Source organism: Brevibacterium otitidis (assembly GCF_042429315.1).
In the GTDB taxonomy this organism is placed as follows: Bacteria; Actinomycetota; Actinomycetes; order Actinomycetales; family Brevibacteriaceae; genus Brevibacterium; species Brevibacterium otitidis.
The window spans coordinates 1-12827 of sequence record NZ_JBHMAU010000048.1; the positions used below are offsets into that span (position 1 = coordinate 1).

The 12827-nt window shown below is 68.3% G+C and carries 9 protein-coding genes and 1 pseudogene; 9 read left to right on the plus strand and 1 reads right to left on the minus strand.

Translation table 11 applies throughout. The features are described from left to right. Positions 1 to 94: 94 nt before the first annotated feature. The 9 genes and pseudogenes from ACFFN1_RS07380 (at position 95) to ACFFN1_RS07420 (ending at position 11149) form a co-directional block, all read left to right on the plus strand. Positions 95 to 1194 (plus strand): annotated as a pseudogene (locus ACFFN1_RS07380) (transposase). A 348-nt stretch (positions 1195 to 1542) separates the two neighbouring features. Continuing rightward, the gene (locus ACFFN1_RS07385; RefSeq protein WP_376840039.1) at positions 1543 to 3378 is read left to right on the plus strand and encodes an ABC transporter substrate-binding protein; all 1836 of its coding nucleotides are present in this window, start codon (positions 1543 to 1545) and stop codon (positions 3376 to 3378) included. A gap of 220 nt (positions 3379 to 3598) precedes the next feature. Continuing rightward, positions 3599 to 4651 carry an ABC transporter permease gene (locus ACFFN1_RS07390; RefSeq protein ID WP_376840040.1) on the plus strand — a complete coding sequence of 351 codons (1053 nt, stop codon included), beginning with the start codon at positions 3599 to 3601 and terminating at the stop codon, positions 4649 to 4651. Beyond that, on the plus strand, positions 4651 to 5649 hold the full coding sequence (locus tag ACFFN1_RS07395; RefSeq protein WP_376840041.1) for an ABC transporter permease: 999 nt from the start codon (positions 4651 to 4653) through the stop codon (positions 5647 to 5649). The genes ACFFN1_RS07390 and ACFFN1_RS07395 overlap by 1 nt, the downstream gene beginning before the upstream one ends. Then, entirely contained in the window at positions 5649 to 7475 is a 1827-nt protein-coding gene (locus ACFFN1_RS07400) for an ABC transporter ATP-binding protein (RefSeq protein WP_376840042.1), read from the plus strand. Before ACFFN1_RS07395 ends, ACFFN1_RS07400 begins: the two co-directional genes overlap by 1 nt. Next, positions 7472 to 8479 (plus strand): S66 peptidase family protein, encoded by a 1008-nt coding sequence (locus ACFFN1_RS07405; protein ID WP_376840043.1) that lies wholly within the window; start codon positions 7472 to 7474, stop codon positions 8477 to 8479. Before ACFFN1_RS07400 ends, ACFFN1_RS07405 begins: the two co-directional genes overlap by 4 nt. A 25-nt stretch (positions 8480 to 8504) precedes the next feature. Then, positions 8505 to 9311, plus strand: coding sequence for a serine hydrolase (locus tag ACFFN1_RS07410; RefSeq protein WP_376840044.1), 807 nt, complete (start codon positions 8505 to 8507; stop codon positions 9309 to 9311). Positions 9312 to 9377: 66 nt separating this feature from the next. Beyond that, positions 9378 to 10427: a dipeptidase gene (locus ACFFN1_RS07415; protein ID WP_376840045.1), complete on the plus strand. Its 1050-nt coding sequence runs from the start codon at positions 9378 to 9380 to the stop codon at positions 10425 to 10427. Then, positions 10424 to 11149, plus strand: a complete 726-nt coding sequence (locus ACFFN1_RS07420; RefSeq protein WP_376840046.1) for a type 1 glutamine amidotransferase — start codon at positions 10424 to 10426, stop codon at positions 11147 to 11149. The genes ACFFN1_RS07415 and ACFFN1_RS07420 overlap by 4 nt, the downstream gene beginning before the upstream one ends. A gap of 173 nt (positions 11150 to 11322) precedes the next feature. Here the strand turns inward: ACFFN1_RS07420 and ACFFN1_RS07425 are convergent, their stop codons facing one another. Further along, positions 11323 to 12777 (minus strand): sodium:solute symporter family protein, encoded by a 1455-nt coding sequence (locus tag ACFFN1_RS07425; protein WP_376840047.1) that lies wholly within the window; start codon positions 12775 to 12777, stop codon positions 11323 to 11325. Positions 12778 to 12827 lie beyond the last annotated feature (50 nt).

Here is a 12827-nt window from a genome sequence, read left to right on the forward strand (position 1 = left end):
CCGGGAATGTTGACTTATAACATCACCATTTTCCCAGTTCAGGAGGGGCATTTCCATTCCACACGCGGCTCGATCCGGCTACTTACATCGGTGGATCAAGGCTAATTCTACGTGCCCCTGCGCTGTTGCTCTGGATCGCTGTGCCAGGTGTGACGTCCTGCTCGGATTGCCTGACTTCCATCTCATCCACGCCGAGGTCACCGACACTGCCGTCGTCCTCGACATCGAGGCCTGTGACCCGCTGACCGGTTGCCCCGGTTGCGGCGTCATCCCGACCGGCCACGGACGCGTCACTGTGACCCTGGTCGACGCCCCATCCGCTGGACGGCCTGCCCGCCTGCGATGGCGCAAGCACCGCTGGATCTGCCGCGAGTCTGCCTGCCCGGTCGTGACGTTCCTCGAGCAGAACACGCAGGTCGCCGCCCCGCGCGGCCTGCTGACAACCCGCGCGGTGTCCTGGGCGATCCGTCAGCTGCGGTATGAGAACGCCTCTATCCAGGGNCGGGACGCTCAGCAACGGTGTACAAGGACTGGCTCGCCACACGCGGGCCCAGCTTCCGCCAAGGTGTGCAGGTTGCGACGCTGGACCCGTTCCAGGGATACAAGAACACGATCGACGACCAACTCGACGACACCACCTGTGTGCTCGATGCTTTTCACACCGTGAAGCTCGCCACCAGCGCCGTCGATGACGTCCGCAGACGCGTCCAACAGCAGACACTCAGGCACCGGGGCCGGAAGGGCGATCCGCTCTACGGCATCCGCAACCTTCTACGGGCCGGCCGAGAACGCCTCACCGAACGACAGCAGAAACGGTTGCAGGCGGCCTTCGTCGCGCATGAGGATCATGTCGCTGTCGAAGTCGCCTACCAATGCGCGCAGGACGTCCGTGACATGTTCCACCAAGACACTCACGCTCAAGGGCGCAGGCTGGCCACCCGCGTGATCGAGGTCTTGCCGACGTGCCCGATCCCGGAGATCGCCAGACTGGGCAGAACGCTGCGGAAATGGAAGACGACAATCCTGGCGTACTTCGACACCGACGGTGCCAGCAACGGTGGCACCGAGGCGGTCAACGGGCTCATCGAGCTGGGCAGGCGGACCGCTCGCAGGTTCCGCAACTTCGAGCACTACCAGCTACGAATGCTCCTCATCGGCGGGGGTCTAGATGCCTCACCCCACACTCAACTCTGAAGAGCCCGAAAAGCCCTGTGGGCCGGTATGCCACCGGCCCACAGGGCTTTTGTCATGTCCATTCAGCCGCCGATCTCACCGCTCCCGAGGCGCCCCTCGCCGGCCTGCCCAACGCCATCGCTGACCTGGGGTGACGACGGGACGCAACCACCGCCTCGGGTACGGGAAGCGCGTCAGACACGGATCCTCCCGCGCCGGGGAATGCCCTTGAACCGATGACGAATGAGATATACGTTACAGTGACGGCTTTGCTGACGAGGCGGTGAATCCCCGGCCGCCTCAGGCCATCCGGCGCGGGTACGACGCAATGGAGCGCTGCCGACGGGGTGGACGACCCGGAAGGACGACATGCTCTCCCACACTCTCCGGCGCTGTGCCGCCGGCACGATGGCGCTGGCACTCACAGCGCTGACCGCCACCAGTCTCACCGGACCGGCGAGCGCGTCGACCGAGCAGGCCCCAGCCGTCGCCGCCGAAGGAGGCGACGCAGAAGAGTCGACGATGCGCATCGCCACCTCGGGGCAGGTCGACAACTTCAACCCCTTCACCTCGATCTACCTGACGCCCACGGCGGTCAACCGCTACGTCTACGAGAACCTCGTGCAGTACGACGCGAAGGACTTCGGCCCCACCGAGGGCCTGGCCGAATCCTGGGACACGAGCGAAGACGGCAAGGAATGGACCTACAAGATCCGCGAGGGCATGAAGTGGTCCGACGGTGAGGACATCACCGCCGATGACGTCGTCTACACCTACACGCAGATGATGGAGGATCCGGCCATGGGCGCAGCCAACGGCTCGCTCGTGCAGAACTTCGATTCCGTCGAGGCCCCCGACGACTACACCGTGGTCGTCACCCTCAAGGAACCGCAGGCACCGAACCCGGGAGTCGAGATCCCCGTCGTGCCTGAGCACGTGTGGTCGGCCAAGGACGACCCGGCCGGTGACGACAACGACACCGAGGTCGTCGGCTCCGGCCCGTACACCCTGGAGAGCTTCGAGGCCAACCAGTCGATCACGCTCAAGGCGAACCCGAACTTCTGGCGCGGCGCCCCGAAGATCGACACCATCCAGTACACCTACTACACCAACAGCGACGCGCAGGTGCAGGCGCTGCGCGCCGGCGATGTCGACTTCGTCACCGGTCTGAGCCCTGAACAGCTCAAGGCGCTCGAAGGCGCCGAGGGCGTGGAGACGAACGTCGGCGAGTCCCGTCGCTTCACCGCGCTCGGCATCAACTCCGGCGTCGAGACCCCCGAAGGTGAGGCCTACGGCACCGGCCACGAGGCGCTCAAGGACCTCAAGGTCCGCCAGGCGCTGCGCCAGGGCATCGATACGGAGACCCTGCGCGAGCAGGTGATGCAGGACTACGCAACGGCCGCGACGAGCTTCGTGCCCGAGTCCTTCGAGCAGTGGCATCTGCCTGCCAATGACACCATGGACTCCCACGATCCCGAGGCGGCCAAGAGCCTGCTGGACGAAGCCGGCTGGACCGAGGGCGCCGACGGCATCCGCGAGAAGGACGGCGAGAAGCTGTCCCTGCGCCTGCTGACCGACGCCCAGGACCCGACCGAGCAGTCGATCGGAGAGTTCCTCACCCCGTGGCTCAAGGACCTCGGCGTTGAGCTCAAGGTCGAATCGACCGACCCGGACACGATCTCCGACCGCACCCTCGTCGGCGACTACGACATGTACATCACCGGCTGGTCGGTCACCCCGGATCCGGAGTACCAGCTCTCGATCAACACCTGCGCCTCGCGTCCCGACGCCGAGGGCAACGGCCCGACCTCGCAGGACGGCTACTGCAGCGAGGCCTTCGACGAGCTCTACAAGAAGCAGCACACCGAGTTCGACGAGGCCAAGCGTATCGAGTACGTCCACGAGGCCCTGCAGCAGCACTACGACGACGTCGCGCAGATCACCCTGTGGTACCCCAACCAGCTGGAGGCCTACCGCTCGGACCGCTTCACCGGCTTCGGCCTGCAGCCCACCGACGGCGGCGTGATCGGTAACCAGTCCGGCTACTGGGGCTTCCTGTCCGCTGAACCGGCCGATGGCGCCGGCGCCGGCGAAGGCGGCGGCATGTCGCCGATCGCCTGGGTGGGCATCGGCATCGCCGTGCTCGCCGGTGCCATCGGCGTCCCGCTGGCGCTGCGCCGCCGCAAGTCCGACGACCGCGCCTGACCCGGCAGGCTCACCTGATCCGGCAGGCTCAGCTGTTCCGGCAGGCTCACCTGATCCGGCAGGCTCACCTGATCCGGCAGGATGACCTGGCCCCCGTTCCCGAGGCGGCGGGCGGCACCCGCGTGCGCCCCGCCTCGGGCCCGGGGCCAGTGAGCCGAAGATCAACGCGACAGTGCGGCCGGCAGCAGCCGGTCAGCGCGAGGAAGGCAGGAGACTTCACGTGTCAGTGAACGCAGAGACCGAGGCGGTCGACCCGCAGTCGGCCGCGCCGGGGGAGGACATCGACGCGCCTCCTCCGGGGCAGACTTTCGGCAGCTATCTGCTGCGCAAAGTCGGCGGAGCGCTCATCAGTCTGCTGATGGTGGTGCTGCTGGGATTCTTCGCCTTCCGCATCCTGCCCGGCGACCCGGTGCAGAAGATCGCCCGCGAACGTCAGATGAGCCCAGAGCAGATGGAGCTGCTTCGCGCTGAGTACGGCCTCGACAAGCCGCTCATCGGGCAGTTCTGGGACTACCTCGTCGGCATCTTCACCGGAAATCTGGGCACCAGCTACGTCTACCGGCAGCCGGTGAGCGAGCTCATCCTCGAATACGCCTGGCCGACGCTGCTGCTCACCGGTTCCGCGGCGATCCTCGCGATCGGCCTGGGCCTGTGGATGGGGCAGCTGGCGGCGTGGAAGCGCGGCTCGCTGTTCGACCGGCTCACCACCTCGACGAGTCTGGTGTTCTGGTCGGTGCCGACCTTCTGGCTGGCGCTGCTGCTGCTCATGATCTTCGCCGGGCGCCTGCAGTGGCTGCCCACCGGCGGCATGGTCTCACCGGGCATCGAACCCGGCAGCCTCACCTATGTCCTCGACATCGCACAGCACCTCTTCCTGCCGGTCATCACGATGACGGCTGTCGTCTACGCCCAGTACCTCATGGTGATGCGCGCATCGCTGCTGGGTGAGATGAGCGCCGACTACCTCACCACCGCCCGCGCCAAGGGCCTGCGCGAGGACGATGTGCGGCTCAAGCACGCGGTGCCCAATGCGCTGCTGCCGACGGTCACGCTCGTGTTCATGCACATCGGCGGGCTCATCACCGGCGCGGTCACCGTGGAGACGGTGTTCTCGTGGCCGGGGCTGGGCAAGCTGACCTATGAGGCGATCTCCGGACCGGACCTGCCGCTGCTGCAAGGCACCTTCGTCGTGTTCTCCGCGGCGATCATCATCATGAATCTGCTCGCCGACCTCGTCTACCGGCAGCTCGATCCGCGCGTCAGGAGGGCATGATGGCAGACCGCACCACCCCGGACACCCCCGCAGACCAAGCGGCCACCACCTCGGGCGCGGCCACCCCCGCAGACCGGGCAGCCACCGCCTCGGGTGCGGCGACCACCGCGAGCCCGCAGCAGCTGGCCTGGAACCGCCGCATGGCTGCTGCGAAGAAGAACTGGCACGTCTTCCTCGAAGACCGCACCGGTGTCGCCGGCGCGATCATGCTCGTCGTCGTGATCCTCGTCGCCGCCTTCGCCCCGCTCATCGCCGACCGTTCGCTGCTCGACGTCACCCAGAACCTCGACCAGCCGCGCTATGCACCGCCCTCGGTTGAACACCCGCTGGGCACCGACAACCACGGCCGTGAACTCTGGGCGCGCCTCGTGTGGGGTGCGCGCGTGTCCCTCATCGTCGGCCTCGCCGCGACTGCGATGTCGATGATCATCGGCACCATCATGGGGATGGCCGCCGGGCACTTCTCCGGCATCGTCGGCGGGGTCATCATGCGCATCATCGACTTCTTCCTCGTGCTGCCCTCGCTGCTGCTGGCGATTGTGCTCTCCTCGGTCCTCGAACGCGGAGTGCTGACGATCGTCATCGCCATCGGCGTCACCTCCTGGGCCGGCACGGCGCGCATCGTGCGCGCCCAGACGCTCTCGGCGGAGTCGCGGCTCTACATCGAACGCGCCCGGGTGCTCGGCGCTGGCCACTGGCACATCATCCGCACCCACCTGCTGCCGGCCGTCATGCCGCTCGTGCTGGCGAACACCACGCTGACCGTCGGCAGCGCCATCATCGCCGAATCGACCCTGGCCTTCCTGGGCCTCGGCGACACCACCGAGCAGTCCTGGGGCACGATGCTCAAGAACGCGATGGACGTCTCCGCGGCGACCTCCGGCTACTGGTGGTACATCCTCACCCCGGGTGTGGCGATCGTCGCCGTCGTGCTCGCGTTCACGCTGGTGGGCCGCGCCATCGAAACCATCGCCAATCCGACCCTGAGGAGCCGCTGATGAGCACCTCCCCAACCGGCCGCACCACCGTAGCCAGTGCTGCTGCAGCCACCACCTCCGGCACCACCACCAGCACCACCTCCGGCCGCGACCTCGTCTTCGACGACGTCTCGATCGTGTACTCCTCGCGCACCTCCCGCGGCGACATCCCGGCGGTGCAGAACGTCTCCCTCGAGCTGCCTGCCGGCGGCACCCTCGGCATCGCCGGCGAGTCGGGCTCCGGGAAGTCGACGCTCATCCTCTCGGCGCTGCGGCTGCTGCCGCACAATGCGACGCTCACCGGCCGAGTACTCATCGGCGGCACCGATATCGCTGAGCTCAACTTCGGGCAGATGCGCGCGGTGCGCTGGTCGCAGGCCTCGATCATCTTCCAGGGCGCGCTGCACTCGCTCAATCCGGTGCGCACCGTCGGCAGGCAGATCACCGAGGCCCTCGAACTCCACGTCAAGGACGACTGGCACACCGATGCCGCCCGCAGCACGCGCATGCACGAGCTGCTCGGCCACGTCGACCTCGGCGAGGAGATCGCCAAAGCCTATCCGCATGAGCTCTCCGGCGGGCAGAAGCAGCGCGTCATGATCGCGATGGCCCTGGCCTGCGACCCGGACATCATCATCGCCGATGAGCCGACCACCGCCCTCGACGTCATCGTCCAGGAGCAGATCCTCACCCGACTGCGCGAACTCGTCGAGGCTCGCGGCATCTCGCTGCTCATGATCTCCCACGACCTGTCCGTACTCGCCGCCGCCTGCGACCAGCTGGCGATCATGCGCGAAGGCCGGATCATCGAGCTCGGCCCGGCCGAGCAGATCTGCAACCATCCCCAGGAGCAGTACACCCAGCAGCTCGCCGATGCGTTCCCCACCATCGGCGACCCGGACTCCCGGCTCAACCCGATGACCCGCAACCCGGCCCGCATCACGACGGACACCCCGCATGAGATGACCGACGAGGTGGTGCTGGCGGCGCAGGACCTCAACGTCACCTTCTCCGCCCGCGGCCGGACCGTGCGCGCGGTGCGCAACGTCGACCTCACCCTGCACCGCTCGGAGGTGCTCGCCGTCGTCGGCCAGTCCGGCTCCGGCAAGACCACCCTGGCGCGGGCGCTGCTCGGCCTGCAGTCCCCGGACCCCGGCTCGCAGCTGCTCTTCAACGGCAAGCCGCTGCCCACCTCGGCGAAGGGGCTGCGGCAGTTCCGCCGCAATGTGCAGATGATCCTGCAGGATCCCTCAGGCTCCCTCAACCCGGCGCTGTCGACCTACGAATCGGTCGCTGAGGGTCTGCGGGTGCAGAAGTTCAGCGGTGATGAGCGCGCCCGCGTGCGGGAGAGCCTCGAATCGACTGAGCTCATCCCCGGTGAGGACTTCTTCGAGCCGATCCCGCAGGAGCTCTCCGGCGGGCAGCGTCAGCGCGTCGTCATCGCCAGCGCGCTCGCCCTCGCCCCGGAGGTCCTCATCGCCGATGAGCCGGTCGCCTCCCTCGACGCCTCCGTGCGCGGGGAGATCCTCTCGCTCATCCTGGCGCTGAAGAAGAACCTCGGCCTCACCGCGCTCGTCATCACCCACGACCTCGGCCTGGCCTGGAACATCGCCGACACCGTCGCGGTCATGTACCGCGGGGAGATTGTCGAGCGCGGGCCGGTCGAGCAGGTGCTCCTCGACCCGCAGCACGATTACACCCGCCAGCTGCTCGCCGCCGTGCCGAGCTTCCGCTCCCAGCGCGCCTCGATGACCGCGCCCGAGGCGCCGGGCACCTCCCAGCAGACCGCGCCCGAGGCGGTGGGCACCTCCCAGCAGACCGCTCCCGATGCGGTGGACCGGCAGTGAGCGATCCGGCCTGGCACACCTCCCAGGCGCCGCTGGCGCCCGGCGACCGGGTGCGGCTCGTCTCGCCCTCCGGCCCGGCGCCGGAAGGCACCGTCGAACCGGCCGTCGCGGTGCTTGAGAGCTGGGGGCTGCAGGTGCAGCTCGGTGCACACCTGCGGGCAGTCGATGCGCGGGCGTCCTATCTGGCCGGCAGCGATGCGCAGCGCCGCGCCGATCTCGTCGATGCCTGGTGTGATCCGGACATCGCCGCGGTCATCGCCTTCCGCGGCGGCTACGGTGCCATGCGCCTGCTCGACGGGATCGACTTCGCCGCACTCGCCGCTGCCGCCTACCGTCCCGATGGCCGGCCCAAGCTGCTGACCGGCTCCAGCGACATCACCGCTCTGCACCAGGCCTGGGCGCACCACCTGCAGCTGCCCACCCTGTTCTGCCCGATGGTCGGCAATGAGGTGTTCCGCAGCAGCGCGTGCATCCGCGACGATCTCCACCGCTGGCTGTTCACCCCGTGGGCCGGCCAGCAGGTGAGCCTCGGCGCCCATGCCCAGGCGCTCGTGGCAGGCGAGCACTCCGGCATCACCTACGGCGGGAACCTCAGCCTGCTCGCCGCCGGCATCGGCGCTCCGGAGTTCCAGCCCGGCGCCCCGTCAGAACCCGGCATCCTCATCCTCGAAGACGTCGACGAGGACATCTACCGGCTCGACAATCTGCTGCTGCAGCTCTCCCGCTCGGGCTGGCTCGACCGGGCCGGAGCGGTGGTGCTCGGCTCCTGGGAGAACTGCGGTGAACCGCACGAGCAGCAGGCGCTGCTGGCGGAGTACTTCGCCGATGCAGGCATCCCAGTCGTGATCGGCGCCGAGCTCGGCCACCACCCGCACGCCGGTTCGATACCGTTGGGAGTGCCCGCCCACCTGAGCGCCGGACGCCCTGCCGACCCGCCGGGCGAGTCCGGCACGGACTCAGCCGCCGCCTCGGGCACGGCCACCCTGAGGGTCGCCCCCATCTGAGGATCGCACCCACCGGAAGGAACACATGACGCACGAGCTGTTCACCCGCCTGGACGGAGTCGAGTTCTCCGCCCGCGCCATCGACATCGACACCGGAGCGGAGGTGTTCAGCCACGAGCCTGACCGCGTGCTCTCGACCGCCTCGATCGCCAAGATCTTCCTGCTGCACGCCGCCCTGCAGATGCGCGAGGACGGCGAGCTGCGCCTCGACGAGCGGCTGACCCGCACGGCCGCCGAGCGCGTGCACGAGTCCGGGATCTGGTACCTGCTCGACCAGCCGGATCTCACGATCCACGACATCGGCATGCTCATCGGCGCCTTCAGCGACAACTATGCGACCAATGTGCTCATCTCCCGCGTCGGCCTCGACCGCGTCGCCCAGCAGATCGCCGATCTGGGCTACACCGCATCCGCCCTCCACGACTTCCTGCGCTGGCCGCGCCCGGCCGGAGCGCCGGCCCGCCTGTCATCGGGCAGTGCCGCCGAACTCAGCGACTATATGGCCCGGCTGTCCCGCGATGAGCTCTTCGACTCCTCGACCTCAGAGATCATGCGCCGCTGGCTCGGCGCCGGCGCCGACACCTCGATGGTCGCCTCCTACTTCGAACCCGATCCGCTCGCGCACTACTACTACACGCGCGGGGAATGGATCGTGAACAAGACCGGCACCGATGACACCGTCCGCGCCGACACCGGCATCGCCTTCACCCGCGAGCGCCGCGTCGCCTACGCCGTGTTCGCCAACTGGGAATCCGGCACCGACCGGGTCCTGGAGGTCATGCCGATCATGCGCGAAGCAGGCGGCCTCATCAGCGCCCACCTGCACGCCTGAGAGCCATGCCTGCGACGAACGCCTGCGATCCATGCCAGCGATCCACGCCTGAGAGAAAGGACCCCGATGTCCACCGAGCTCATCCCAATCTTCGACGGCCACAACGACCTGCCCTATTACCTCCGCGAGAACCGCGCCTCCTCCGTCGCCGGCCTCACCGACCCCGCCACCGCCCCGCAGACGGTCATCCCGCAGCTGCGCGCCGGGGGAGTGGCCGCGCAGTTCTGGTCTGTGTTCGTCCACTCCAATATCACCGGCGACACCGCCGTGCGCTGGACGCTCGAGCAGATCGACCTCGTCGACCGGCTCATCCGCGCCTACCCTGAGGATCTCGCCTGGGCGACCACCGCCGAGGCGGTCCGCACCTCCCGCGCTGCCGGCCGGATCGGCGGGCTGCTCGGCATCGAAGGCGGCAACCAGATCAACGAATCGCTCGGCGCGCTGCGGATGTTCGCCCGCCTGGGCGTGCGCTATATGACGCTGACGTGGTCGACGACCCACAGCTGGGCGGACTCGGCCACCGATGACCCGGTCTACGGCGGGCTCAGCGACTTCGGCCGTGAGGTCGTCGCCGAGATGAACCGCATCGGCATGATCCTCGACCTCTCCCACGTCGCGCCCACCGTCATGGATCAGGCGCTCGACCTCACCGCGCTGCCGGTGCTCTTCACTCATTCGAACGCCCGCGCGCTGTGCGCGCATCCGCGCAATGTGCCCGATGAGATCATCGACCGGCTGCCGGACAACGGCGGCGTGCACATGCTCACCTTCGTGCCCTCCTTCGTCTCCGAGGCCCGCCGCGAGTGGGTGCGCGCCGGCGAGCACGGCACCCCGCCCGAGGTGACGGTCGCCGAGGTCGCCGACCACGTCGAGTACGTGCGCGAGCGGATCGGCATCGACCACCTCGGGATCGGATCCGATTTCTGCGGCACCGATTCCTTCCCGACCGGTCTCGACAACGCCGGCACCTATCCGGCGCTCATCGACGAGCTGCGTGCCCGCCGCTGGTCGGATGAGGAGCTGCGCAAGCTCGGCTTCGACAATGCGCTGCGCGTGCTCGAAGCCCATGACGACAACTACCGCCGCTTCCTCGCGGCAGATCAGGAGCTTCCATGAGCCGCATCCTCATGATCGTCAACGACGTCGACTCCAAGCCCCGCCGCCTCATCCCGCGCCTCATCGACCACCACATCGACATCGATCTGCGGGTGGCGCCCGGCCCGGACGGCACCTGGAACGACGTCCCCGGGCCCGAAGCGGTCGAGGCCTATGACGGATTCGTCTACCTGGGCGGCGGGCTTATGCCCGATGAGACCGACCGGGCGCCGTGGCTGGCGAACGAAGCTGCGCTCGCCCGGGCCGCGCTGGAGGCGGACAAGCCGCAGCTGGGCATCTGCCTGGGCGGGCAGCTGCTCGCCCACATCGGCGGCGGTGAGGTCAAAGCGCAGACGGGCGCGCCGGAGAAGGGCGCCACAGCGATCACGATGACACCGGCGGCCGCCTCGGATCCGGTGTTCGGGCAGCTGAGCGCTGCGACCCACTTCATCGAAAGCCACGTCGACCGGATCACCGCGCTGCCGCCGGCGGCGACGCTGCTGGCCAGCAGCGAGCTGTGCGAGATCCAGGCCTTCCGCCTCGGCCGCGCCTGGGGCATGCAGTTCCACCCGGAGGCCTCGGCGGAGGCGGTGCGCGGCTGGAATGCGGAGAAGCTCGCCGAGCTCGGCTTCGACAAGGACACCCTCATCGCCGAAGCTGACCGCGTCGAGGCCGACAGCGCCCGCAACGCCCAGGCGCTCTTCGACGCCTTCGCCCGCGAAGTCACCGGCGCGCGGGCATGAGCCATGGCGAGTGAACGGCGCGGCTGCAGGCCCATGACAGCCTGAGCACCTGCGCAGACGAAGCGGGTCCAGCGACTCTGTGAGAGTCACCGGGCCCGCTTCAATGTGCGGCTGCTTCCGCGCAGCCGCTTCGCTGCGGCCGCCGCAGCGGTCAGCGCGAGCCGCCGCGGCGGTCAGCGCGCGAGGCGCTCGCGCCAGGCGGCCATGACCTCTGGATCGGTGCGCTTCGAGACGAGCGATCCGATGATGTAGGCCACGGCCGAGGCGGTGAGCGCCAGGTAGATCGCGGAGTTGGCGAACACATCGACAAAGGCCATGATGCCGACCGCGGTGACGGCACCGGCGATCATGCCGGCGAGCACGCCGACGATGGTGCCCCGCTTCCAGATGAGACCGCCGACGATCGGCACGAACAGGCCGCCGACGAGCAGGTTGTAGGCCACAGTCAGCGCCATGACGACATCGGGGATGGCGATCGCCAGCAGCAGCGAGACGATGCCGAGAACCACGAGGTAGATGCGGGAATCGCGGACCTCATCACCGGTCTCACGCACGAGCGCACCGGCGAGCTGACCGCCGAGGCCGCTGTCGGCTGCGGCGCGGCGGCCGGCGAGCAGCGGTTCGACGACGTCCTGCCGGCAGACCGTCGATGCGGCCAGCAGCGAACCGGAGGCCGTCGACATGACCGCCGAGAGCGCAGCGGCGAGGACGAAGCCGGCGATGAACGGTGACATCGTCGCATCGACGACAGCCGGGAACACATCGTCGCGCGCCTCGATGCCGGGCACGATCACCTGGGCGGCAGCGCCGACGAGGGCACCGGCGACAGCGTAGAACAGGCAGTAGATGCCGGCTGACACACCGCCCCAGCGGGCGACGCCGGGGGTGCGGGCGGTGAAGACGCGCTGCCAGATGTCCTGGCCGATGAGCAGACCGAGGCCGTAGACGAGGAAGTACATGAGGATGGTGTCCCAGCCGACGGCGAACGGGTCGAGCATCTCAGCCGGCAGCTCCGCCTGCAGCGCCGAGAAGCCGCCGGCGCTGCTGAGGATGATCGGCAGCAGCAGGAAGAAGATGCCGATGGTCTGGATGATGAACTGCACGAAGTCGGTCAGGGTGATCGACCACATGCCGCCGAGCATCGAGTAGATGATGACGATCGCACCGCCGAGCAGGATCGCCGGGACCTTCTCGATGCCGAACAGGGCGTGGAAGATCGTGCCGTAGGCCACCGTCGAGGTCACCGCGATCATGAGGCCGTAGGCGGTCATGATGATGCCGGAGACCAGGCGCGAGCCCTTGCCGTAGCGCAGCTCGAGCATCTGGGAGACGGTGTAGATCTCCAGGCGCTGGATGCGCGGGGCGAACAGCAGGGACAGGGCGATGATGCCGAAGCCGATGAAGAACACCAGCCACATCCCGGAGATGCCGCTCATATAGCCCAGGCCGATGCCGCCGACGGTCGAGGCGCCGCCGAGGACGACGGCAGCCATCGTGCCGGTGAAGAGCAGCGGCCCGAGGCGCCGGCCGGCGACGAGGTACTCCTCCTGGTTCTTCGCTCTGATGCGTCCCCAGACGCCCACGGCGAGCATGCCGATGAGATAGAGGACGACGACTGCAATGTCCACGCGGTGGGTTCCTTTCTGTGCCCGCAGCCTGGCGCTGGGCAGGCGCGGAG